The 24,305-nt window shown below is 59.7% G+C and carries 21 protein-coding genes and 1 tRNA gene; 15 read left to right on the top strand and 7 right to left on the bottom strand.

Annotated elements, in window-relative coordinates:
* The first annotated feature begins 27 nt into the window (after positions 1-27).
* Positions 28-1,980 (top strand): acetoacetate--CoA ligase, encoded by a 1,953-nt coding sequence (locus IB248_RS10260; RefSeq protein ID WP_169681219.1) that lies wholly within the window; start codon positions 28-30, stop codon positions 1,978-1,980.
* A 223-nt stretch (positions 1,981-2,203) separates the two neighbouring features.
* On the opposite strand, the gene IB248_RS10255 is transcribed toward IB248_RS10260, so the two are convergent.
* Positions 2,204-5,878 (bottom strand): PAS domain S-box protein, encoded by a 3,675-nt coding sequence (locus tag IB248_RS10255; protein ID WP_192240772.1) that lies wholly within the window; start codon positions 5,876-5,878, stop codon positions 2,204-2,206.
* 215 nt (positions 5,879-6,093) lie between these two features.
* On the opposite strand from IB248_RS10255, the gene IB248_RS10250 reads away from it, so the two are divergent.
* Positions 6,094-6,543 carry a phasin gene (locus tag IB248_RS10250; protein ID WP_018856846.1) on the top strand — a complete coding sequence of 150 codons (450 nt, stop codon included), beginning with the start codon at positions 6,094-6,096 and terminating at the stop codon, positions 6,541-6,543.
* A 127-nt stretch (positions 6,544-6,670) separates the two neighbouring features.
* A tRNA-His gene (locus tag IB248_RS10245) sits at positions 6,671-6,747 on the top strand.
* Positions 6,748-6,899: 152 nt separating this feature from the next.
* Here the strand turns inward: IB248_RS10245 and IB248_RS10240 are convergent.
* Positions 6,900-7,643 carry a hypothetical protein gene (locus tag IB248_RS10240; RefSeq protein ID WP_192240771.1) on the bottom strand — a complete coding sequence of 248 codons (744 nt, stop codon included), beginning with the start codon at positions 7,641-7,643 and terminating at the stop codon, positions 6,900-6,902.
* 351 nt (positions 7,644-7,994) lie between these two features.
* Between IB248_RS10240 and IB248_RS10235 the strand changes: the two genes are divergently transcribed.
* Positions 7,995-8,729 (top strand): polysaccharide pyruvyl transferase family protein, encoded by a 735-nt coding sequence (locus IB248_RS10235; protein ID WP_160330135.1) that lies wholly within the window; start codon positions 7,995-7,997, stop codon positions 8,727-8,729.
* Between the two features lie 156 nt (positions 8,730-8,885).
* Here IB248_RS10235 and ppk2 read toward each other — a convergent pair whose 3' ends face one another.
* Positions 8,886-9,803 carry a polyphosphate kinase 2 gene (gene ppk2 / locus IB248_RS10230; RefSeq protein ID WP_018856849.1) on the bottom strand — a complete coding sequence of 306 codons (918 nt, stop codon included), beginning with the start codon at positions 9,801-9,803 and terminating at the stop codon, positions 8,886-8,888.
* 582 nt (positions 9,804-10,385) lie between these two features.
* Between ppk2 and IB248_RS10225 the strand changes: the two genes are divergently transcribed.
* From IB248_RS10225 to IB248_RS10215, 3 genes are all read left to right on the top strand, one after another.
* Entirely contained in the window at positions 10,386-10,631 is a 246-nt protein-coding gene (locus tag IB248_RS10225) for a helix-turn-helix transcriptional regulator (protein ID WP_018856850.1), read from the top strand.
* Between the two features lie 243 nt (positions 10,632-10,874).
* The gene (locus tag IB248_RS10220) at positions 10,875-11,339 is read left to right on the top strand and encodes a hypothetical protein (protein ID WP_169681225.1); all 465 of its coding nucleotides are present in this window, start codon (positions 10,875-10,877) and stop codon (positions 11,337-11,339) included.
* 64 nt (positions 11,340-11,403) lie between these two features.
* Positions 11,404-11,871: a DUF4174 domain-containing protein gene (locus tag IB248_RS10215; RefSeq protein WP_018856852.1), complete on the top strand. Its 468-nt coding sequence runs from the start codon at positions 11,404-11,406 to the stop codon at positions 11,869-11,871.
* Between the two features lie 21 nt (positions 11,872-11,892).
* Here the strand turns inward: IB248_RS10215 and IB248_RS10210 are convergent, their stop codons facing one another.
* Positions 11,893-12,774 carry a LysR family transcriptional regulator gene (locus IB248_RS10210; RefSeq protein ID WP_025659491.1) on the bottom strand — a complete coding sequence of 294 codons (882 nt, stop codon included), beginning with the start codon at positions 12,772-12,774 and terminating at the stop codon, positions 11,893-11,895.
* Positions 12,771-13,085, bottom strand: coding sequence for a putative quinol monooxygenase (locus tag IB248_RS10205; RefSeq protein WP_169681228.1), 315 nt, complete (start codon positions 13,083-13,085; stop codon positions 12,771-12,773). The genes IB248_RS10210 and IB248_RS10205 overlap by 4 nt, the downstream gene beginning before the upstream one ends.
* Before the next feature lie 192 nt (positions 13,086-13,277).
* On the opposite strand from IB248_RS10205, the gene IB248_RS10200 reads away from it, so the two are divergent.
* The 8 genes from IB248_RS10200 (at position 13,278) to IB248_RS10165 (ending at position 21,669) form a co-directional block, all read left to right on the top strand.
* Positions 13,278-14,774, top strand: coding sequence for a CoA-acylating methylmalonate-semialdehyde dehydrogenase (locus tag IB248_RS10200; RefSeq protein ID WP_018856855.1), 1,497 nt, complete (start codon positions 13,278-13,280; stop codon positions 14,772-14,774).
* Positions 14,775-15,003: 229 nt separating this feature from the next.
* Positions 15,004-15,486, top strand: a complete 483-nt coding sequence (gene rirA, locus IB248_RS10195) for an iron-responsive transcriptional regulator RirA (protein WP_018856856.1) — start codon at positions 15,004-15,006, stop codon at positions 15,484-15,486.
* A gap of 332 nt (positions 15,487-15,818) precedes the next feature.
* Positions 15,819-17,414 carry an ABC transporter substrate-binding protein gene (locus IB248_RS10190; RefSeq protein ID WP_192240770.1) on the top strand — a complete coding sequence of 532 codons (1,596 nt, stop codon included), beginning with the start codon at positions 15,819-15,821 and terminating at the stop codon, positions 17,412-17,414.
* A 90-nt stretch (positions 17,415-17,504) separates the two neighbouring features.
* On the top strand, positions 17,505-18,509 hold the full coding sequence (locus IB248_RS10185; protein ID WP_016552833.1) for an ABC transporter permease subunit: 1,005 nt from the start codon (positions 17,505-17,507) through the stop codon (positions 18,507-18,509).
* A gap of 9 nt (positions 18,510-18,518) precedes the next feature.
* Positions 18,519-19,409: an ABC transporter permease subunit gene (locus tag IB248_RS10180; protein ID WP_018856858.1), complete on the top strand. Its 891-nt coding sequence runs from the start codon at positions 18,519-18,521 to the stop codon at positions 19,407-19,409.
* Between the two features lies 1 nt (position 19,410).
* Complete coding sequence (locus IB248_RS10175; RefSeq protein WP_018856859.1) at positions 19,411-20,247, top strand: ABC transporter ATP-binding protein; 837 nt, start codon at positions 19,411-19,413, stop codon at positions 20,245-20,247.
* A complete protein-coding gene (locus IB248_RS10170) occupies positions 20,244-21,083 on the top strand; it encodes a dipeptide ABC transporter ATP-binding protein (protein WP_062375973.1) in 840 nt (279 codons plus the stop codon). The genes IB248_RS10175 and IB248_RS10170 overlap by 4 nt, the downstream gene beginning before the upstream one ends.
* Positions 21,084-21,135: 52 nt before the next feature.
* Positions 21,136-21,669 (top strand): gluconokinase, encoded by a 534-nt coding sequence (locus IB248_RS10165; RefSeq protein WP_192240769.1) that lies wholly within the window; start codon positions 21,136-21,138, stop codon positions 21,667-21,669.
* Here the strand turns inward: IB248_RS10165 and IB248_RS10160 are convergent.
* Together IB248_RS10160 and IB248_RS10155 are read right to left on the bottom strand one after the other, a co-directional pair.
* Positions 21,666-22,886 carry a YeeE/YedE family protein gene (locus IB248_RS10160; protein WP_192240768.1) on the bottom strand — a complete coding sequence of 407 codons (1,221 nt, stop codon included), beginning with the start codon at positions 22,884-22,886 and terminating at the stop codon, positions 21,666-21,668. The genes IB248_RS10165 and IB248_RS10160 overlap by 4 nt on opposite strands.
* A gap of 131 nt (positions 22,887-23,017) precedes the next feature.
* Positions 23,018-24,265, bottom strand: a complete 1,248-nt coding sequence (locus IB248_RS10155; RefSeq protein WP_192240767.1) for an FAD-binding oxidoreductase — start codon at positions 24,263-24,265, stop codon at positions 23,018-23,020.
* Positions 24,266-24,305: the final 40 nt, after the last annotated feature.

The raw sequence follows: 24,305 nt of genomic DNA, 5'->3' as shown, positions 1-24,305 counted from the left end.
CAGGCGAACAAATAGGAGAAGTCTCGAATGCGCGACGATAAGCCACTCTGGATACCTTCGCGCACATCGGTCGAAGCGAGCCCGATGTACGCCTTCATGCAGCAGTGCAACCGTGACTTCGATCTCTCCCTGACAAGCTACCATGATTTGCACGCTTTTTCTGTCGCCGACAGGGAACGGTTCTGGACATCGGTCTGGGAGTTCTGCGGCGTCAAGGGCGAGCGCGGAGCACGCGCGCTCCTCGATGGCGATGTCATGCTCGATGCGCGCTTCTTCCCGGATGCGATGTTGAATTTTGCCGAGAACCTGCTTTCCGGAGAAGGCGCTGACGATGCACTGATCTTTCGGGGGGAGGACAAGGTTGCCGATCGTTGGAGCTGGGACCGGCTGCGTGGCCTGGTTTCCAGGTTGCAGCAGGCATTCAAGGCAATGGGGATCGGTCCCGGAGATCGGATTGCGGCGATGATGCCGAACATGCCCGAGACGGTGGCCTGCATGCTGGCGGCCGCGTCGATCGGCGCGATCTGGTCGTCCTGTTCGCCCGACTTCGGGGAGCAGGGTGTTCTTGATCGGTTTGGCCAGATCGGGCCGAAGCTTTTCATCGCCTGCGACGCCTATTGGTATGGCGGCAAGCTGCAGGACGTGAAGGCCAAGGTGGCGACCGTGACGAAGCAACTCGGCGCGCCATGCCTCGTCGTCCACTATGCAGGGGGTGCCGCCGCGGTCGCCGACGAAACACCCGGCGCCAAGACGCTGGACGACTTCATCGCGCCCTTCGAGCCGCGTTCTGTCGAGTTTACGCGCCTGCCCTTCGCGCACCCGCTCTATATCCTCTTCTCATCGGGAACGACCGGCGTTCCGAAGTGCATCGTCCACTCGGTCGGCGGCACATTGTTGCAGCACCTCAAGGAACACCGGCTGCATTGCGGAATTCAACCCGGCGAGAAGCTTTTCTATTTCACCACATGCGGCTGGATGATGTGGAACTGGCTGGTGAGCGGCTTGGCGGCAGGTGCCACGCTTTGCCTTTTCGACGGCTCGCCTTTCGCGCCTGACGGCAATGTGCTCTTCGACTTTGCGGCAGCCGAGAAGTTTGCTGTTTTCGGGACCTCGGCGAAATATATCGACGCGGTGCGCAAGAGCGGGCTGACGCCGCGCACCACTCACGACCTCTCCAGTCTTCGGCTGATGACATCGACCGGATCGCCGCTCTCGCCGGAGGGCTTCTCCTTTGTCTACGAAGGCATCAAGGAAGACGTGCAACTCGCATCTATTTCCGGTGGCACGGATATTGTTTCCTGCTTCGTCCTCGGCAACCCCTTGCAGCCAGTCTGGCGTGGCGAAATCCAGGGGCCGGGCCTCGGCCTGGCGATGGATGTGTGGGACGACGAGGGCCGGCCGGTTCGCCAGGAAAAGGGTGAACTTGTCTGTACAAAGGCCTTTCCGTCGATGCCCGTGATGTTCTGGAACGATCCTGATGGGGCGAAGTACAGGGCAGCCTACTTCGAGCGTTTCGACAATGTATGGTGCCACGGCGACTTCGCGGAGTGGACCGCGCACGAGGGCATCATCATTCACGGGCGCTCTGACGCCACCCTCAATCCCGGCGGCGTCCGCATCGGAACCGCGGAGATCTACAATCAGGTCGAACAGATGGGCGAAGTCGCGGAGGCTCTCTGCATCGGCCAGGAATGGGATGACGATGTCCGCGTGGTTCTGTTCGTGCGCCTCGCGCCCGGCGTATTCCTGACCGATGACCTGACGAAGGCGATCAAGAGCCGCATTCGCACAGGCGCCTCGCCACGGCATGTGCCGGCAAAGATCATTGCCGTCAGCGATATTCCTCGCACCAAATCGGGGAAAATCGTTGAACTTGCGGTGCGCGAGGTCGTCCACGGTCGGCCGGTCAAGAACAAGGAGGCGCTTGCCAATCCGGAGGCGTTGGATCTCTTCGCGGGGCTTGCCGAACTGCGCGCGTGAGCAACGGGTGCAACCGGCCACTACAAGCTTTCACCGTTAACAGATTGAAGGCTGCGGCAACTTTTCGCTAAGAAACGTTGGTCATGAATGAATTTAACTTGGGGCTGCAGATGAACGAGGCAGCCGGAGCCTTGGGCTCCTGAAACATGATGTTGCTTAACTAAGCCTTTGTTGAACAGCACACCCCAACTCTCAGGCAGCCCCTCCGGCTGCCTTTTTTCGTTCAGCCTGCAAGGACCCGCTGTGACGGGAAGGCGATCTCTACCAGCGTGCCTTCGTTGGGTGCGGAACTGATCGCGAAAATGGCCCGGTTGGCATCGACCATCGCCTTGGTCAGCGGCAGGCCGAGTCCCGTACCTTCGCCACGCGGCCGAGACTGCGCGGACACCTGACGGAACGGCTTCATGGCTTGGTCCAGTTCGCTCCGTGTCATGCCGACGCCGGTATCGCGCACCCGCAAGACGACGCTGCCGTTTGCCTCATAGGAGGTGGAGACGACAATCTGTCCGCCCGCCGGCGTGAACCGTATCGAGTTCGACAGGATGTTGAGTGCAATCTGCTTGACCGAACGGAGGTCGGCGACGACGTCAGGCACGGCCTGGGATAGGGCTGTGCGGATGATGACTCGCTGGCTGTTGGCCTGCGGCTGGAGGAGCGAGACCGCCTCCGAAACCGCCTCGTTCAGGTCGATGGCGCCGAAATCGAGGTCCATTTCGCCGGCCTCGATCTTCGAGATATCCAGCAGGTCGTTGACGATATCGAGGACATGGCGTCCGGAACGACCGATGTCGTTGGCATACTCGACATAGCGCGGATGCCCGATCGGGCCGAAGCGCTCGCTCGCCATCATGTCGGAAAAGCCGATGATCGCATTGAGGGGCGTACGGATCTCATGGCTGACGCGCGCGAGGAAGTCGGTCTTGTGTTCGCTCGCCGTCTCCGCTGCGCTCTTGGCGCTGCGCAGTTCATCCTCGGTACGCTTCCACTGGGTGATATCGCGGATGACCGCGCAATAGCCGCTCGAGGAGGTGAGGCGTCCCATCGTCATGAACAGCGGCACGAAGCCGCCGCCGGCTTCGCGTCCGATGACTTCGCGGCCATCGTTAAGCACGCTTGCGACGCCGTGGCCCGAGAGGCCGCCGAGGTAATCGAGCACAGCTCTTTGGCTCTCATGCGCAAACAGCATGACGAAGGGCTTTCCGCGGGTCTCGTCCTCATCGTAGTTGAACAGCGCGCTTGCCGAGCGGTTCATCGAGCGGATGTCGCCTTCAGCGCCGATCACCACGACGCCGTCGGTCGCCGTTTCCAGGATCGAGCGCAGTTCTTCGACTTCCACCTGCAGCTTGGCGACCTTCTCCAGCATCCTTTCGAACGAACGAGGCTCTGCGGGCGGCGCAGGGCGCGCGCGAACTGCCGCGTCGCTTGCCGCCGGCATCAACGCCAGCATCAAGGCGCTGCTTTCCTCCCAGCGAATGGACTGCAGCCGCGCCGTGACCGGAACGAGACTATCATCGACCGTTACCAGCATCATCGAACCGGAGCGGCCGGCACTTCCTTCGAGCTCCGAGCGCTGCAGCAGCGCATCGATGCCACCGACCTCGCCCAGGGCTTCCAGCGACTTGTAGCCGGTCAGTCGCATGAATTCCGGGTTGGCGTGGATCAACTGGTCGCCCGCATGCACGAGGACGGCGACAGGCAGCTGGTCGATGGCAGCCGCGGACAGGCCGGCGCCCATCTTTGCGCGCGGCGGAATGAAGCTCGCCAGCATATCCATCTGGCTGACGGTTTCTTCCAACCCCTCGGTCACACCGTCGTCGGGTGCGGAGGCCGAAGTGACCGTCTCGGGTTCGTTGACAGAAGGCTGTGCCTCGTCACCCTCTTTCTGTTCAGGCGAGGCGTCTACCGAATCGTCCTCGAATGCGGAGGATTGATCAGCATGCATACTGGCCTTCGGCGTTTCCGCTGCCGCGATGTCGCGCTTCCCGGTTTCGCTTACCCGAGGCTCGTCGTCGCTGCGCGGCTCGCGAACGCCGAAGGCTTCGAGACGCTTGGCGATCTCGCGGAAATTTGCCTGCTCGGCGGAGGTGAGCTGCGGCCCGGCCCCGTGGAGCTGTACGATCTTGTCGGTCAGGCGGCGGCTCGGACTTTCGACGATCCGCAGGGCCGGCGGCTCTGCTGATGGTTGTGGTTTCGTCGGCTCGGGTGTCGCCTCAATGTCAGCTTCGGTGGTTGCGGCCTCTTCTGCAGCCGGCTCGAAAGCCGGGGCGGCCGTCTCCACCACCGTCGGCTCGCTGGTCGCCACTTCATCGGCGAGCGCCGACAACGCTGCGTCGTCAGAGGTTTCCGCCTGCTGCTCGAGCGCTGCCGCGTCGATGCCGTTCGGGCCAAGTGTCAGGCCTAGCGCCAAAGGATCTTCGGCGGCATCGGACAGGCGCACGACACCGAAGCCGCGAAAACCGTCGAATTCCCGGCTTCGGGTGTAGGTGGGCAGGGCCGCGAGGTCGACCGGGACTGCCAGACTCGTCCCTTCGATCGGCCAGTTGATTGTCTTGCCCGACCATGTGTCGCGCCGCGCCAGAGCTTCGCTGATCTTGCCATCGGGATCGAGATTGAAGAGTGCCGAAATATCGCTGAAGGGCGTGCCGACGATGTCAGCCGCATGTGGTCCGACCGCCTCGGCAAATTCGCTCGACACCTCGCTGAACCGTCCCGCCGCATCGATTTTCCAAACAAATCGGGTCGCGCGGCTATTTGGATTGAACACAAAGGTACCCGCCTTGGCGGCCCGGGCTGGCTCCGACTGCTCTATCTCAGGGGCGCCGGCGGCATCCTGATCGGCGGCGGCTCCCACATGTTCGGTTGCTGGTGCTTCCGCAGGACTGTATGCGACGGCAGCGGCCACAGCGGGTTCATCCGTCAGGCGTTCCGGCGTTGTCTCGGTTGCGTTCGGTTCCTCGGCAGCCTCGTCCGTCGGAGCCGGCAGCGGTTCGGCTTCCTGGCCCATCGCTTCAGCGCCGATCGCCTCCTCGGCGATTGCGGCAGCTTCCGTGGTCATGGCTTCGGGTTCGCCCTCGTGATTGTTCTCCTCGGGAAGCTCTTCCATGTCCTCGATGCCAGCAATGGCATCGATCGCGTCGACAAAGCTCGCGACCTGCGGTGCCTCCTTATGGTTAACGGTGGCTGTGGAAAAGTCCTCTGCGGGCGCCTGAGAGTCGATCGGGTCGAGATGCCCGATGACGGTTTCAACGGCGAATAGGAGATTGAGGGCCGGCTCGTCACTGAGTCGTCCGACGGCGGCCGGAAGGAGGCCCTTGCCGGTGGCAACGGGCCGTTTCACCAATCGGTCCGCGTGGCCGCCCGCAAGCGTCGTCATGGCCTTGGCGGTTTGCTCCGTGACGCCCAGCGCGGCAAAACCGGGCGACGCGGCGATGATTTCGCCGTCGGCGCCGATCACAGCCATATGCGTATCCGGATCGTCGAGTCCCTTGAGCATCCGTTCGGCGGATGCCTTGATCGACAGGGCGTTGGTCGCAACCGGCAGGGACAGAAGAACCGCGCGCTCCCCGGAAGAAAGGCGGATCAGTTCGACAGTTGCCTGAACGGCAACACGTTGGAAGCCCCGGGCAATGCGGATCATAAAGTTGCGGCTGTCGCCGACATTCACGAGCTGCCGGGCTGTGGCTTCCAGCTGGCGAAAGGTGATGTCAGCCGCATTTATGCCTTGGTCGAGCAGATCGTAGACCGCCGATTGCCCGAAGAGCTCGGCGCCGGCGCCGTTCGCCCAGAGCGCGCGGCCGAGATCCGCCGACAGCAGCACCATCGCTTCGCCACGCGAAAAGCGTTCCCGTACCCGGGCATGCACGGCGATGTCGATGAACGGGTACTGCACTGCGGGCATGATCGAACCTTCGGCTTCGGTCATCGTGAAAATTAATAGTCTATTAATAACGATAGCCCGGAACGGGGTCCAGAACGGCGTCCGGCTTTCGGCTGGAAAGGTTAACGCATTGTGCGCCGCACAAGTATGTTGCAATGCACAAAAATCTGCGCTATATAATGGACATCTAACCTACGAGGCCATCACGCATGCCGAGGCAAAAGGAGCGCAAACCAATGGCTAACATAAAGATGGACGACGTTTTTTCAATGTCGTCGTTTGATCCTTCCAAGTTCACTGAATCTTTCCGCGACTTCGCGGAAAAGGGCGCACAGCAGTCGCGTGAAGCCTATGCCAAGATGAAGAGCGCCGGCGAAGAAGCGAGCAAGACGCTCGAAGTCACGGTTCAGACTGCCCAGGCCGGCGCTGTTGAAATCGGCCACAAGGCGATCGACGCTCTGCGCACGAACGCGGAAAACTCGCTGACCCACATGGAAGCGCTGCTTGCAGTCAAGTCGGTCGCCGAGCTCGTCGAACTCCAGACGACTTTCCTGCGCAAGCAGGTCGAGCTGACGATCGAGCAGGCGAAGACCATGCAGGAAACCTCCAAGCAGGTTGCCGAAAAGCTTGCGAAGCCTTCCAAGGAAGCAGCTGAAAAGGTCATGGCCTCCTTCAAGGCGGCCTGATTCTTTAACAGGACACACGAAGAGGCTGGACCATTTGTCCGGCCTTTTTGTATATTGGGGCGAGATAGGGCTTGAATTAATTTCCAAGTCCTCGTATGTGACCCCCGTCGCGTCGGACGCGACTTGTGCGGTTGTAGCTCAGTTGGTTAGAGCGCAGGTTTGTGGCACCTGAGGTCGGAGGTTCGAGACCCCCCAACCGTACCATTCTTCCACAATGAAATCAGAGTACAACCGACCCTGTCCGCCCGGGAACCATGTTCCGGGAATGCTACTTGGAACTTGTCTCGAACATCTGGCGCGTTGAAGGTCTAGGCGTTCTGCAATTGGCGTGGCAATACCGCCAAAAGCTCGTCGGGTCAGCTTCCGCCGTCCGCGCCCTCCCAAAAAGAGGTGGCATTGCGAATGTTTTTCGAGATCCCCCGTTCTTCCCGCCACGTGCGTCCGGTGTCCTCAACTATCGGCTTGCGGTCCGGAGAGAATATATAGTTATCGTAGCCTGCGACGGCGCGCTCCAAGGCCGAATTCACACCTGAATAGAATTGCTTCTCGGGATCGAAGAGCGGGTCCATAAGAACGGCGCTCATCCTGGCGAAATTGCCCTCAATAACCGAGGGAGATGTCGTGAATTTCGGATAAGTTCTAGGAAGCGGAAGCTTGATGCCTAAGATGGTCGTGTAGCGCCTGCGTCTATGAAGATATCCCCGCCTCGCTATGTCCCAGTTTTGATTGGCAGTGTGGAATGATGCCTGCTTGACGTTCTCAGACTCGAAACAAGCCTCGATGCGAGAGTCGATGTCATCCAACGCCAGCCAGTCGTCTTCCAGGTGCATGACGAAGCCGCTCGTCGTCGACGACCAGAGCCTTTTCACCGCGGAACCAAAGCCCGCGTCAACGGGCGTGAAAATAACAGGTGATGGGAAGTAGCGCCTTACGACTTCGACGCAGGCCCCTAAGTCAGCCTCGTCTCCGAATATGGGATCAATATTTACGAAGACGTTTTGCACATCGTGGTGGGCAAATGCTCGATGGGAGAAGCTGTCCAGTGTCGCGCGCAGGAGTTCCGGTCGACGACCGGCAATGATCGTTACGTCGATTTTCACTTTTGCGTCACCTACAGATTGCCACCAATTGGCTGGCTTTCGCCCAAGCAACCCTGTATGCGAGCCCGACATGGATTTGGAGTCCGTAGTGAAAAAAATCGTAAGAGAAAGGGCAAACTCAAGAACGCGACTGGGCTTTTCGTGGCATCTGAAAGGAGAAAATTCAGCGCCAATGAGATCGCGCCCTTGGTGTTTTTCCGTTCGAAGCGTCAACCGCCGATTACCTCGATCTGCTTCAGATCGAAGTCTTTGGCTCTGCGAGCGTATGTGATGTCCCGGACTATTAATGTATATGCGGCTTCCGTAGGTAGCCGGTTCGGTCAGGAGGCGGAGAACTTCGGCGACAACCTAATGGCTGATTTGCTGGAGGGAATGTTTGGCCTCAAAGCTAACTACGTCAAGCATGGCTCCGCGGAACTCCTCGGCGTTGGCAGCATTCTGGACTCCTATTACAGAAGAAAGAAGGGCGCGAGTGTTCCGCTTCTTTCAAGACGTCCCTGGAGAACGCTGCATGTCTGGGGCTCGGGTTTCATGAACGAGAATTCTGCGGCCGTGTGGCCGCAACGATTGAAATTTCATGCCGTCCGCGGGCCGCTCACGGCCGCGAGAGTGAAGCAACGTTTGCCGTTGGGCGACCCGGCTCTCCTTCTCCCCAGGCTCTGGCCTATGCGGGGCATTAAGCAATTCGCTGTTGGAATTATCCCTCATTTTGCAACCCTTCCGCTTTTCAGGGACAGGTACGCGAGCAGCCTTCCTAAAGGATGGCAGATTATCGATCTCCTGCAGAAGCCGAAGGAGATTTGCGAGCTGATTTCGGCGTGTGACGTGATCGTCTCCAGCAGCTTGCACGGGCTCATTGTCGCCGATGCGTACGTTGTACCGTCAAGGTGGGTAGCGCCGGAAAACTCTATTAAAGGCGATGGCTTCAAGTTCAGAGACTATGAGGCACAGCGAGGAGTTGCGTTTTCGCCTCCGGTCGAGTTCCATGAAATATTGAGCAATGGAATCAAGGGCGAAGACCTAACTGTCTCCACGCCAAGCAACCAGTTGCTTGACCAGCTAGTTTCGTCTTTTCCTTTCAAGTGACTTCCAAGATTCTGGGCCATCCTGATCGCTCTCCAAGAATGGTCGGTCTCAAAGGCTTATCACCGGCGAACCCGGAAAGCTTAGCCAGAGCACCGCTTCGCCTGCCGCGCGAGTGGGGACAAGGCGAATGCCCCGTTCCCCCCAAGCGCATACCAATCAATACTTCGATGGAACGTAGAGTTCTGGCGGCAGCACCTTGCGCTCGTAGTCCGGATTGAAGACGCGGTTGGGCAGGGTGATCTCCTCGTGCGGCACCTCAGTGTAAGGGATCTGACGCAACAGGTGATCGATGCAGTTCAGCCGTGCCCGCTTCTTGTCGTTGCCTTCGACGATATGCCACGGGGCTTCCGGAATGTTGGTGCGCGCGAAGGTCTCTTCCTTCGCCTTGGTATAGCCTTCCCAGCGGACGCGCGATTGCAGGTCCATCGGCGAAAGCTTCCACTGCTTCAGCGGGTCGTGGATGCGCACGAGGAAGCGCATCTGCTGCTCTTCATCGGTGATCGAGAACCAGTATTTGACAAGCCGGATGCCTGAGCGAACGAGCATGCGTTCGAATTCCGGCACGTCGTTGAAGAACTCCTCGACCTGGTCCTCGCTCGCAAAGCCCATCACCCGCTCCACGCCCGAGCGATTGTACCAGGAGCGGTCGAAAAGAACGATTTCGCCCCCGGCAGGCAGATGCGGGACATAGCGCTGGAAGTACCACTGAGTCTTCTCGCGGTCGGAAGGCGCGGGCAGGGCGACGGCGCGGACAACGCGCGGATTGAGGCGTTGCGTGATGCGCTTGATCACGCCGCCCTTTCCGGCGGAGTCGCGACCCTCGAAGATCACGACGACCTTCTCCTTATTATAGACCACCCAATCCTGAAGCTTGATCAACTCCGCCTGCAGCGAAAGCAGCGCGCGAAAATAGTCGAGCCGCGGGATCGATGCTGGATGGGCGTTGCGATAGATTTTGCGGATCGCGTCTGACAGCGCCGGCTCCGAGAGTTCCAGCTCGTAGTCCTCATCGATGGTGTCGGCCAGTTCGGCTTCGAGCCAATCGGACTGGTTGATGTCGGATATGTTGTTCATAGGCGTTCACCCTCGATGCGTTCGTGGCGCGGTTTGAAACGTGGCGGCATGGCGACGATGTCTCTGAACAGTCGTCATCTTCCAGCAGATCCTTAGTCGGATTTATTCCCTTAGAATGAACCTCCTGTGACACTCGACGTGGGCTTTGCTGCGTTCGAAGAGTGGTCGCTTTTTGCGTGCGCCCGCCGAGTGAATGAGGGCCGGGCAGTAACCTAGGGGCGGTGTCACATGAACCGCGGATGCGCTTTCATCAAGAACTCGTCTCCCGGCCTTTGTCGTCTCATTTGCCCAGTTTCGGCCGCAAATGATTCGCCCGAAACATGCGTCCATGCCTAAGAATAGGTGACAAATCGCCGCGTGCGAGACGTTTTTTCAACAGGTGGCAACGTCCATGTGGCCGGCGAGGCGGTCAGGAAAATGTGCTTTGCTAACAAGGGGCAATCAGATTTTGCCCACTTGCCCGAGGCTCCGTTGCCGCGCTCTCGTTGATCACGGATTAACCGTACTGCATTGCAAATCGTGATCGGGGGTGTCATTTTCCGGTCGGGGGTTAATTCAGAGTGATTTCAGAAGGAGACGTAAATGTCCATTTCGCTCAGCAATCTGGATGCATCCAAGGCTACCGCCGTTTCGGCCGTGAATGTAGCCGCTGCTGTACGTGCCGCTCGAGAGGCCGTAGGCTATAGCCTCGACGACCTCGCAGTGACTTGTGGCCTGGTTGTTAATGAGATTGAGGAAATCGAGAGTGGTGAGGATGCTGATCCCGCCAAGCTCAAGCGGATCGCCTCTGCATTGCAGGTGCCGCTCTCATCGTTTGCTCCGATGTGATAATGACCTCAGGGCCGGGCAGGCAGTCGCCCGCCTGGCCTTGCCTCTCCCAAAAACGCCTGTAACACCGCCCTTCATCTTTTCTTAACCATCTCCTCCGAACCGCTGAACGCTCTTGCTCGCGAAGGGTAATTTTACCGCCGCTGATTGTCCGGTGCGTTAGCAACTTCATCGCAAATGTCCGCCCTCGAACGAGCCGGGTGCCTGTGCACTTCGACGGTTTTGTGTATAGAGGAGAGGGCAATGAGCCGGGCTCGACGCATTGGCGCCACGCGGATTGATTTGAACGAGCTCATCAAGCGTAGCGCGCTTGCCCTCCTTGCCATTCTTGCGGTCTTGCTCCCAGTCCTGAAAGTCAGCTTGGTCAGCGAGTCGGACGATATCGTTCTCGGGGATTTCCGGTTGCTGGGTGGGGCGGCCTATCTGCTGCTGGTGGCCTTTCTGTGCGGCCTTTCTACCGTTGTCATCGATAGCATGCGGGCACATTCGCGCTTCATCGACATGGCCGGATTGATCATCGCGGTCGCGGCCGTCTCGCGCGCTGCCTATAGTCTCAGCGCGAGCCTTATACGCAATCCGATCGCGGTTGATGCACCTCCCCAGAGACTGGATCAGTTGGCGCAAGTCTCCTTGTCCTATGGCAGCGTTCCGCTGTTGCTCATCCTGTTCGGCGCCTTGTGGCAGTCGCGAAAATCCTGGCGCAGCTAAGCGATCGATTGGGGATGGAACCGCGCTCGCTCCTTGGACGTTCTAGTCGATAGGAGAAATGCGCATGTCGAAGACGCTTCTATATGGCGCGACCAAGGTGGATGAAGGCAACGAAGCCTATTCCGCCATTGCGAGCCTCGAGCAATTCCAGTGGCGGAACCGTGTCCTTGTCATCTTTGCAGACAAGGGAAACGCGCGGGCTGCTCGCCAGGAAAACCAGTTGCTTGCCGATCGCGATGCCTTGCAGGACCGCGATATGGTCATTCTCAAGATCGTCGGCGGCAGTGTCAGGGAGCTTTTCGGCGCTGGCGAAAAGCTGGACGCTGCGGCGATTGCCCGCGATTTGGGTGATCCGACTGCCGGAGAGTTCGCAGCCTTTCTCGTCGGCAAGGATGGAACGGTAAAGCTCAAGGTGAGCGAGCCGGTCACCAGCGCCGAACTGTTTGCGATCATCGACAGCATGCCGGTGCGCGCTGCCGAAGTTGCGGCAGAGAAGCAGCAGACGAGCGAAGAATCTGAGAAGCGCGACTGACCCTGCCGCGCTGACCCGATGTTACAGGAATATGTGGCGCTCGGCGGCCACGAGTTCCTGCAGGAAATCGGAAACGGTACGCACCCGCACGAGTTCGCGTGCGCTTTCATGAAACGTCGTCCAGTACGCTCGCCGGATCGAGATATCGGGCAGGATGCGCACGAGTTCGAGATTCTGCCGGGCAATATAGTCGTGCAGGATGCCGATCCCGGCGCCGGAAAGCACGGCTTCTGTCTGCCCCGTCGCCGAAGAAATCTCGAAGGCGGCGTTCCAGTTCCGCATCACCTCGCCGGTGAAGTTCAGCGATTGGGAAAAGATCAGGTCCTCAACATAGCCGATCCGCCGGTGCTGTTTCAGCGCCTCGACGTTGGCGGGCTGGCCATTAAGTTCGGCATAGCTTCGTGATGCATAAAGGCCGAGCGTGTAGTCGGTGAGCTTGGCCGACACGAGCCGGCCTTGTTCGGGCCGCTCCAGCGTGATGGCGATATCCGCCTCACGCTGTGAAAGCGAGAATGATCGCGGCACCGGCACAAGCTGGATCTTCAGTTCCGGATGACGCTCGATCAGTCGACCCATGCGGGGCGCGAGAAAGGAAACGCCGAAACCGTCGGGCGCTCCCACCCGCACCGTCCCGGCGATTGCCGTATCGGTACGGCCAAGATTTGCCTGCACGGACAGCATTTCGGTTTCCATCCGCTCCGCAGAGGCGAGGAAAACCTCGCCCTCGGCCGTCAGCTCGCAGCCATTTGTGCGGCGGACGAAGAGGCGGCTCTTCAGCGCCTCTTCCAACGAGGTGAGCCGTCGAGAGAGGGTGGCATGGTTGAGCCCCAGACGTTTCGAGGCGGCAAGGATCTGCCCGGTGCGGGCCACGGCCAGGAAAATGCGGACATCGTCCCAGTTCATGGCTTGCCACGCATCATGATCGGGTCGACGTCGATGAGCGTCAGGGACTTCACCATTCCCGCGGTTCTGTTCTTGTATTTGAGGAAATGCGGTGTCTGCAGGTGCGCTTCGTAGGCTGCCTGGTTCGCATAGACCTCGAGGATACGGATCTTTTGCGGACTGTCCTTGAGGGAAACGGCGTTCAGCGACAGAACGCCGGGCTCCAGTGCGACAGAGGCCTCGATCTCCTCGGTCAACAGAAGGCGATAGATTTCAAGCTTGTCGGGATCGATTTCGAGCTCGGCCATTCTGACAACCAGTTTCCTGCTCATCGAAGCACTATCTCCTCTTCAGTTTGCATCGACCGTGGTAGTCTAGCGGAGTCCTGCGTGGACCTTGAGAGAAGCATCAGCTCGATCAGCTGGGCTTCAATTTACGCACAACGGTTGCTTATCTCAGCGCATTGATTTGTGCAAATTGAAGTGTGATTGTTTCGGCATCCAAAAACAGGAGGAGGCACATCCATGCGTGAGATCGGTCATTTCATCGGCGGTAAGCACGTCGCCGGCACCAGCGGCCGCACCAGCAACGTCTTCAACCCGGCAACCGGCGAAGTCCAGGCCACTGTGGCGCTGGCAAATGTCGAGGAACTGCGCGCCGCAGTCGAGAACGCCAAGGCCGCTCAGCCAAAGTGGGCGGCGACGAACCCGCAGCGCCGCGCCCGCGTCTTCTTCAAGTTCGTCGAATTGCTGAACAAGCACATGGATGAACTCGCTGTCCTCCTCTCGACCGAGCACGGCAAGACAGTCGAAGATTCCAAGGGCGACATCGTTCGTGGTCTTGAGGTCTGCGAATTCGTCTGTGGTATTCCGCATCTGCAGAAGGGCGAATTCACGGAAGGCGCCGGCCCGGCAATCGACATGTACTCCATGCGCCAGGCGGTCGGCATCGGTGCGGGCATCACCCCGTTCAACTTCCCGGCCATGATCCCGATGTGGATGTTTGCGCCGGCAATAGCCTGCGGCAACGCCTTCATCCTGAAGCCGTCCGAGCGCGACCCGTCCGTGCCGCTGCGTCTCGCCGAACTCATGATCGAAGCAGGCCTCCCGGCAGGCATCCTCAATGTCGTCAATGGCGACAAGGCTGCCGTCGACGCTATCCTGACGGATCCGGATATTGGCGCGGTCTCCTTCGTCGGCTCCACGCCGATTGCCCGCTACGTCTACGGAACGGCCGCCATGAACGGCAAGCGCGCCCAGTGCTTCGGCGGCGCGAAGAACCACATGATCATCATGCCTGATGCAGACATGGACCAGGCCGTCAACGCACTGATGGGCGCAGGTTACGGCTCTGCCGGCGAACGCTGTATGGCGATCTCGGTCGCCGTCCCGGTCGGCGAGGAAACCGCCAATCGCCTCGTCGAGAAGCTGACGCCGAAGATCGAATCGCTGCGTATCGGCCCCTACACGGACGAGAAGGCCGATATGGGTCCGCTCGTTACCAAGGAAGCCTACGCCCGCGTCAACGGACTGATCGATCGTGGCGTCGAGCAGGGTGCAAAGCTCGTCGTCGATGGCCGCGGCTTCAAGCTGCAGGGTTATGAAGACGGATATTTCGTCGGCGGTACGCTGTTCGATCATGTCACGCCGGACATGGATATCTACAAGACGGAGATCTTCGGGCCCGTTCTCTCCGTCGTCCGTGCCAAGAACTACGAGGAAGCGCTCGACCTGCCGATGAAGCACGAATACGGCAACGGTGTCGCGATCTACACCCGCGACGGCGATGCCGCCCGTGACTTCGCCTCGCGCATCAACATCGGCATGATCGGCATCAACGTCCCGATCCCGGTTCCTCTGGCCTATCATTCCTTCGGCGGCTGGAAGGCCTCGAGCTTCGGTGACCTCAACCAGCATGGTTCGGACTCGATCAAGTTCTGGACCAAGACGAAGACGATTACCGCCCGCTGGCCCTCGGGCATCAAGGACGGCGCCGAATTCGTCATGCCGACGATGAAGTAAGACGAACGAACGACGTTATTGAGTTGGGGGCTTCGGCCCCCAATTTGCGTTGAAAATGGTTCTGGCCGTCACCGAAAGTCTCGCGTGACATGATCCCGGGTTCCGGACCAAATAACGTCGCGGCAATCCGTCTCACATAAGATGATTATGATTTTCATATTTTGGAATTGTTCAAAACTAGCAAAGCCACTATATAGACCACGTGTAACTGACGATTCTGGAGATCGGCATGCGTTTGACCAAGCAGACCAACTATGCGGTTCGCATGTTGATGTATTGTGCTGCCAATGAGGGGCAGCTGAGCCGGATTCCGGAGATTGCCAAGGCATACGGTGTTTCCGAACTCTTTCTGTTCAAGATCCTGCAGCCTCTGAACAAGGCAGGGTTGGTCGAGACGGTTCGCGGTCGCAACGGTGGCGTTCGGCTCGGCAAGCCTGCGAAAGACATCAGCCTCTTCGACGTGGTTCGCGTCACGGAAGACAGTTTTGCAATGGCAGAGTGTTTCGAGGATGACGGCATGGTCGAATGCCCGCTTGTCGACAGCTGCGGTTTGAACTCCGCCTTGCGCAAGGCCCTCAACGCTTTCTTCGACGTGCTGGCGCAATATTCGATTGACGACCTCGTCAAGGCGCGGCCGCAGATCAACTTCCTGCTGGGCCTGACCGGCGAGCACGAACGCCGCAAATCCCCCGTCGTGGCACCCGCTGCCTGATCGGCGATGACGAAATTTTGATCCGGCCGCGGCAGCGTCAAATGCCGCGGCCGTTCCGTTCTAGGGGAGTTTTTTGTCGGGAGTTTCGCGTGACGCGTGTGTGAAAAGGTCGCAGCTGGCGCGAAATTATACCAAATGCGACAAGAATCACGTTTATTCAGTCCGTTTATTTCTAAGTGCGGCCCATTTTTGGCGGAAAATTACTAAAGTTGCCCATCTGGAAGAATTTTCCACTTCGGTCGTTGATTTCAGCAAACAAATGTCGTTCCATCTGCCGTCATTCCGGGTTCCCCGGGATCTCAAATAAAAGAACAAACCTGGGAAACGATATCATGAAAAAGATGTCTGTCTTGCTGGCCGCGACGGTCCTGGCTTCGGCCATGGCATCCGCAGCCTGGTCTAAAACGCTCGTTTACTGCTCTGAAGGGTCGCCGGAAGGCTTCGATCCGGGCATTTATACCGCAGGCACCACCTTCGATGCCTCCTCGCGTACGGTTTACAGCCGTCTCGTCGAGTTCCAACATGGCAAGACCGAAATTGAGCCGGGCCTGGCCGAAAGCTGGACGGTTTCCGACGACGGTACGGTCTACACCTTCAAGCTGCGTCCGGGCGTCAAGTTCCAGACGACCGAATTCTTCACGCCGAGCCGCGATCTGAACGCTGACGACGTCGTCTTCTCGTTCGAGCGCCAGCTGAAGGCTGACGGCCCCTGGGCCAAGTACGTTGCCGGCGTTTCATACGAATATGCCGCGGGCATGGGCTTCCCGGAACTCATCAAGTCCGTCGAGAAGGTCGACGACCTGACCGTCAAGTTCATCCTGAACCATCCGGAAGCACCGTTCCTCGCCGACCTGGCAATGGACTTCGCGTCCGTCCTGTCGAAGGAATATGCTGACAAGCTGCAGGCTGACGGCAAGATGGAACAGATGAACCAGATGCCGCTCGGCACCGGTCCGTACACCTTCGTTGCCTACCAGCCGGATGCTGTCATCCGCTACAAGGCCAACGAAACCTACTTCAAGGGCAAGGAAAAGATCGACGATCTCGTGTTCGCGATCACCCCGGACGCTTCCGTCCGCGCTCAGAAGCTGAAGGCCGGCGAATGCCACATCATGCCGTATCCGAACGCGGCTGACATCAAGGACCTGCAGACGGACTCGAACCTGAAGGTTCTGGAACAGCCAGGCCTGAACGTTTCCTATCTCGCGTACAACACGCTCCAGGCTCCGTTCGACAAGGCCGAAGTGCGCAAGGCGCTGAACATGGCGATCAACAAGCAGGCGATTGTGCAGGCCGTCTTCCAGGGTGCTGGCCAGGTTGCCAAGAACCCGATCCCGCCGACCATGTGGTCGTATAACGACGACATCAAGGATGACGTATACAACCCGGACGAAGCAAAGAAGATGCTCGAAAAGGCTGGCGTCAAGGATCTCAGCATGAAGATCTGGGCTATGCCGGTTTCGCGTCCGTACATGCTGAACGCACGTCGCGCCGCTGAACTGATGCAGGCTGACCTTGCCAAGGTCGGCGTCAAGGTCGACATCGTCACCCACGAATGGGCTGAATACCTCAAGCTCTCCAAGGACAAGGCCCGTGACGGCGCTGCGATCCTCGGCTGGACCGGCGATAACGGCGACCCGGACAACTTCCTTGACACCCTGCTCGGCTGCGAAGCCGTCGGCGGCAACAACCGTGCACAGTGGTGCAACAAGGAATTCGACGATCTCGTGAAGAAGGCCAAGAAGACCGCTGACGTCGCAGAGCGCACCAAGCTCTACGAACAGGCGCAGGTCGTCTTCAAGAAGGAAGCTCCGTGGGCGACGATCGATCACTCCACGGAATTCGTACCGATGAGCGCCAAGGTTTCCGGCTACGTGCAGGATCCGGTTGGTGTTCACCGTTTCGACGGCGTTGATATCGCCGAGTAATCAAAATTATGCAAAGATGCCCGGCAATCCCGGGCTTGGCCGGCGGTCAGGTTTGATACCTGACCGCCGGAACACTATGGACACTTGCCAATGTTGCGATTTCTCATCGGACGCCTCGCGATCCTGATCCCAACCTTCATCGGCGTTTCACTCATCGCCTTCTCGTTCATCCGCCTGCTGCCCGGTGACCCGGTCATGCTGATGTCGGGCGAGCGCGTGATGGCGCCGGAACGCCATGCCCAGGTCATGCATGATCTCGGCCTCGATCGACCCGTCTATGTTCAATACCTGGACTACCTCGGTAACGTGGTGCAGGGTGATCTGGGCTCGTCGATCGTTACCAAGCGCCCGGTTCTGCAGGAGTTCGGCTCGCTCTTTCCGGCGACGCTTGAGCTTTCGCTTTGTGCGATCATTTTTGCCATCGTGCTTGGCATTCCCGCCGGCGTCTTCGCCGCGGTCAAGCGAGGAACCTGGTTCGACCAGAGCGTGATGGGCGTTGCCCTCGTCGGCTACTCGATGCCGATCTTCTGGTGGGGCCTGCTGCTCATCGTTCTCTTCTCGAACACGCTGCATTGGACACCCGTGTCCGGCCGCATTTCGCTGATGTATTTCTTCAAGCCGGTCACCGGCTTCATGCTGATCGACAGCCTGCTCTCCGGCCAGGCCGGTGCATTCAAGTCGGCGTTCGTCTCGCTCATTCTGCCGACGATCGTTCTCGGCACCATTCCGCTTGCGGTTATCGCGCGACAGACGCGCTCGGCCATGCTGGAAGTGCTCGGCGAAGATTATGTTCGCACCGCGCGCTCCAAGGGTCTCGCCCCCATCCGCGTCGTTGGCCTGCACGCGCTTCGCAACGCGATGATCCCGGTCGTGACGTCGATTGGTCTGCAGGTCGGCGTGTTGCTCGGCGGCGCGATCCTGACAGAAACGATCTTCTCCTGGCCTGGTATCGGCAAGTGGATGGTCGATGCGGTCTTCAAGCGCGACTACACCGTCGTTCAAGGTGGCCTGCTGCTCATCGCCGGCATCATCATGATCGTCAATCTGATCGTCGACCTCATGTACGGTCTGATCAACCCACGTATTCGTCACTAGGAGCGGCTTATGAGTGCGATAACCACCAAGTCGACCCAGCCGTCAGCGCTCTCTGAGTTCTGGTACTATTTCTCTCGCAACAAGGGTGCCGTCATCGGCTTCGGCATCTTCCTGCTCGTGCTTTTGACAGCGATCTTCGCGCCGTTGATTGCCCCGCATGATCCGAACGTTCCTTTCGACGGCATGCAGCGCGTCCCGCCGGTTTGGTCGGACAAGGGCAATCCGATGTTCCTGCTCGGAACGGATGCCGTCGGTCGCGATATGCTGTCGCGCCTCATCTATGGCACGCGCTTCTCGCTGTTCATCGGCCTCGTCGTCGCCTCGCTGTCGGCTGTCGCCGGCGTGCTGCTCGGCCTCGTTGCAGGCTATTTCCGCGGCCGCGTCGACACCTTCATCATGCGCGTCATGGATATCATCCTGGCATTCCCTTCGCTGCTGCTGGCCCTCGTGCTGGTCGCCGTTCTGGGACCGGGCCTGCTCAATGCCATGATCGCCATCTCGATCGTCAACCAGCCGCATTTCGTGCGACTGACGCGCGCCGCCGTCATCAGCGAACGCGAAAAGGAATACGTCGTAGCGTCGCGCGTCGCGGGCGCCGGCACCTTCCGTCTGATGTTCAAGACGATCCTGCCGAACTGCCTGGCTCCGCTGATCGTTCAGGCAACGCTCGCATTCTCCGCCGCGATCCTTGATGCCGCAGCCCTCGGCTTCCTCGGCATGGGCGCCCAGCCTCCGACATCGGAGTGGGGCACGATGCTTGCCGATGCGCGCGAATTCTTCCAGAGCTCCCCGTGGCTCGTCACTTTCCCCGGTCTTTGCATCCTGATCACCGTTCTTGCCATCAATCTGATGGGCGACGGCCTGCGCGATGCGCTCGACCCCAAGCTGAAGAGGTCCTGATATGGCACTTCTTGAAATCGAAAATCTCGCCGTTGAGTTTCAGACGTCCACGGGCCCGTTTCGCGCAGTTGATGGCGTGTCGCTCAAGGTGGATGCGGGTGAAGTCCTGGCAATCGTCGGAGAATCCGGATCCGGCAAGTCGGTCTCCATGCTCGCGGCGATGGGCCTTCTGCCCTGGACGGCAAAGGTAACGGCCGACAAGATGGTCTTCGACGGCCGCAACCTGCTTGGCATGTCGGCGAGCGAGCGGCGCAAGATCATTGGCAAGGATATGTCGATGATCTTCCAGGAGCCGATCGCCAGCCTCAATCCCTGTTTTACCGTCGGCTTCCAGATCGAAGAAGTTCTGCGAATCCATCTGGGGCTGGACAAGGCTGCACGGCGCAAGCGCGCCATCGAGCTGTTCGAGGCCGTTGGTATTCCCAATCCTGCCGAGCGCCTCGGCCATTTCCCGCACCAGATGTCGGGTGGTCAGTGCCAGCGCGTCATGATCGCCATCGCAATCGCCTGCAATCCGAAGCTCTTGATTGCCGATGAGCCGACCACTGCGCTCGACGTCACCATTCAGAAGCAGATCCTCGATCTCCTGATGCGGCTGCAGACGGAGCACCGCATGGGCCTGATCATGATCACGCACAACATGGGCGTTGTCGCCGAGACAGCCGATCGCGTGATCGTGCAGTATAAGGGCCGCAAGATGGAAGAGGCCGACGTCCTGTCGCTCTTCGAGTCGCCCAAGAGCGATTACACGAGAGCGCTGCTTGCCGCCCTACCGGAAAATGCCACCGGTGATCGACTGCCGACCATCGGCGAAATTTTCAAGGGAGCGGCCCAATGACGCCAGTCCTCGAAGCAAAGAACATTGTCCGCAACTATTATCTGCCGGGCGGTCTCTTCAAGAAGGAGAGAACCGTACACGCCGTCAAGGGTGTGAGCTTCAAGGTAGAGCAGGGCAAGACGCTGGCGATCGTCGGCGAAAGCGGTTGCGGCAAGTCGACGCTCGCCCGCATCGTCACGATGATCGATCCGGCGAGCGGTGGCGATCTCTTCATCGACGGCAAGAAGGTCGATATCGCTGCAGGCGATCTGACACCGGAAATTCGCCGCAAGGTGCAGATTGTCTTCCAGAACCCCTACGGCTCGCTGAACCCGCGCAAGAAGATCGGCGACATCCTGATGGAGCCCCTGATCATCAACACCGATACGGCCGCCGCTGAGCGGCGCGAATTGGCGATGGCGATGCTCAAGAAGGTCGGCCTGCAGGAGATCCATTTCAATCGCTATCCGCACATGTTCTCCGGCGGCCAGCGCCAGCGTATCGCGATCGCCCGCGCTTTGATGCTGAAGCCGCGGCTTCTGGTTCTCGATGAGCCGGTGTCTGCCCTCGACCTTTCGGTCCAGGCTCAGGTTCTCAATCTGCTCGCGGATTTGCAGGACGAGCTGAACCTCACATATGTCTTCATCAGCCACGATCTCTCGGTCGTCCGCTATATGGCCGACGACGTCATGGTGATGTATTTCGGTGAAGCTGTGGAGTATGGCGCGCGGGATCAGGTTTTCAACGATCCGCAGCACAGCTATACGAAGACCTTGTTTGCGGCCACGCCGCGCGCGGATGTTGACACCATCAAGGCTCGCCTTGCGCGCAAGAGTGCGACACTCGCTGCTTCATAAGGTCGTCGTTCTCCCGTCCCCGGGAGTGCCGGAACGCTGAGAGAGACAAGCAATGCCAGAGACCAACGGAACCCCTTACGCCATCATCGTCATGGGGGTCAGTGGTTGCGGCAAGTCCTCGATCGGCATGACGATTTCGGACGCCCTCGGCATGCAATTTGTCGAGGGCGACCAGCTGCATCCTGCATCGAATGTCGAGAAGATGTCGAAGGGCATTCCCTTGACGGATGACGACCGGATGCCTTGGCTCGACCTCATCGGTCAGACAATGAAAGCGTCGCTTGATCGTGGGCAGGGCGTCATCGTTTCCTGCTCGGCGTTGAAGCGCATCTATCGCGACCGGCTGCGCAAGGCAGTGAATGGAAAACTCTGTTTTGTCTATCTGTCAGGCTCGAAGGAGCTGCTCACGAAGCGGATGGGTGAGCGCAAGGGTCACTTCATGCCTGCATCCTTGCTGGAAAGCCAACTCGCGACACTCGAACTGCCGACCGGCGAGCTCGGCGTCGTGACCGTCGATATCGACAATACAATCGAAGGGATGGCGGAAACGGCGCTCCGCGATCTCAAGTCTTTGGGCGTTGTTTAGCCGTCGGTCCGCAGCAGGACCTTCTTCTCGAAGAAGAAATAGGGCCGCAGGCGAACGCCGATGACATTGCCGGCAAATGCGGCCACGGCCCAGAGATAGCCATGCAGGCTGCCCGACGAGATGCCGGAGAAATAGGCGCCGATGTTACAACCGTAGGCGATGCGTGCGCCGTATCCGAGCAGCAGGCCGCCGATCACAGCAGCTAGAACCGAACGCAGCGGAATATCCCAGCTCGGTGCAAATCGACCGGCGAGCGACGAGGCGAGCATTGCACCTGCAATGATGCCGAAATCCATGACGGAGGTGATATCCGCAAAGACGCTGTCGGCCAGCGCCTTGGCATTGGCGGGCGTCTGCCAATAAGCCCAGGCGGTCGGGTCAATGCCGATGATCTGTGCGCCCTTGGCGCCCCAAAGTGCAAAAGCCGAGGTGATGCCCCAGGGGCGACCGGCGATCGACAGAGTCACGAAGTTCAGCAAGGCAAGGGCAACGGCGCCGAGGACAAGCGGCCACGGTCCGCGCAGGAAACGCGAAAAGCCGCGGCGCGGGGAGGGCGCTTCCTTTTCGAGCGAGCCGTGCCAGCGCTTCTCGACGACAACAGTCAGTGCGGCGATCGCTGCAAAGATGATCAGCGAGACCGCGATGCCGCCGATGGCGCCAAAGCTCTGTACCAGCGAGGTCGGTGGCAGTGACGGCAGGCTCACCCACCAGTCGAAATTCACGGTGCCGAGCACCGAGCCGACGATAAAGAAAAACAGGGTGATGAGCATCCGCGCATTTCCGCCGCCGGCGGTAAACAGCGTACCGGAAGCGCAGCCGCCGCCGAGCTGCATGCCGATCCCGAACATGACGGCGCCGACGAGCACGCCGATGCCTGCGGGCGACACCGAACCCTTGACCTCATGGCCGAACAGCGTGCCGCTCGCCAGGAACGGAAAGAACAGCACGACGGCGATCGCCAGCAGGATCATCTGCACGCGCAGGCCGCGTCCGCGACCATCCATGATGAAGACGCGCCATGCGGAGGTGAAGCCGAAGGCGGCGTGATAGAGGGCAATGCCGAGGGCGCCGCCGACAAGGAACAGTGCGCCCTGAGCCGGGCCGTAATAGTAGCCGAGCAGTAGTGTGCCGAGGACAAGAACGACGAGCGCGCCGAGACCCGGCGTGCCGAGCGGGGGCTGCCGTGTCTCGAGGGCGGGGGAGGAGCCAATAGACATGTTGGATTTCCTGAGAGTTTCCCTCGTCTTATAGGCAACTCGGCGTAAACGTTGGAGGAATCAGGTTCTCCTTTCCGCCGGTCTGGCGGATTGTTGTCCTTCTATGAGCCTGTTTGGTATGCGTGCGTTGCTTATGGGTTGAAGCGCTGCGGCGAATAGGCCGAAATATCGATGAACGGTGCCTCGCCGGTGATCGCTTCCGCCAGGGCGCGGCCGGTGACAGGCCCGAGCGTCAACCCGTGATGAGCGTGGCCGAATGCGAACCACAGCCCGTCGTGCCGGGGCGCCTTACCGATGATAGGCATCATGTCGGGCGTGCACGGTCGGGCGCCCATCCACGGCTCCGGATCGAGCCGCTCGCCGAGCGGAAAGACTGTGCGTGCCACCTTCTCGGCGCGATCGAGCTGCACCGGTGTCTTCGGCGCATCGAGTGCCGCGAATTCCGCACCTGTTGTCAGCCGGATGCCCCGGCTCATAGGTGCGAGGAAATAACCGCGCTCGGCATCGAGCGTCCAGTTGTTGAGGGTCGCATCGCCTGCCGCGGCATAATGCATGTGATAGCCTCGCTTGACGCCGAGCGGGAAGGCATAGCCGAGCCGACGTGTTGCAACAGCAGCCCAGGGGCCGAGCGCCAAAACCGCATCTTCCGCGTCCAGAGCACCCTCGCTGGTGACCACCCGCCAGCTCGAGCCGGAGCGACCGAGCGAATTGGCGTCGCCAGCGACACACCTTCCGCCCAGACTCTCGAAGTAGGTGCGGTAGGCCATCGTCAAACCGTGCGGATCGAGTACGGACCAAGGATCGCGCCACCGCAGGCCGCCGACGAAATCTCCCTTGATATGAGGCTCCAGCCGCGCGACGGCTGCGGCGTCCAACTGCTCGTGCATGACGCCGAACTCGGCTCTAAGGCGCTCTGCCTCGGCAAATTCCGCGTCGCGCCGGCCAGCCGTGCGGAAAATCTCCATCCAGCCGTTCTTGCGAATCAGGTGCTGTGCATTGGACGCTTCGATCAGATCATTGTGCTCTGAGATCGAGTGCTCGATCAGCGGGGCATAGGCGCGGGAGATCATCTCATGGCGTTTCGCGCCGGAATTCCACCAGTAGCGCGCAAGGAAGGCGAGCTGTCCGGGCAGCGCCTTGAGGTGGTAGTGAGCGTCGATCCGGTTGTTGAAAGCGTAGCGGATCAGAAGCCCGAGTTGCTGCGGAAAACCGTACGGCACGACGCCTTCGCGTTGAATGAGCCCGGCATTCCCGAACGAGGTCTCCTTGCCTGGGGCCTTGCGGTCGATCAGCGTCACCTGCCGACCCCTGCGCTGCAGATGAACGGCCGTCGACACGCCGACGATACCGGCGCCCAGTACAATTGCATTCTTTGTCATTGCCGTGCATTCCAACTATTCCAAGCAATGAAAATGCAAC

Origin of the sequence: Rhizobium sp. RHZ01 (assembly GCF_014851595.1) — a bacterium.
GTDB lineage: Bacteria > Pseudomonadota > Alphaproteobacteria > Rhizobiales > Rhizobiaceae > Rhizobium > Rhizobium altiplani.
This window is presented reverse-complemented; position numbering and strand designations above follow the sequence as displayed.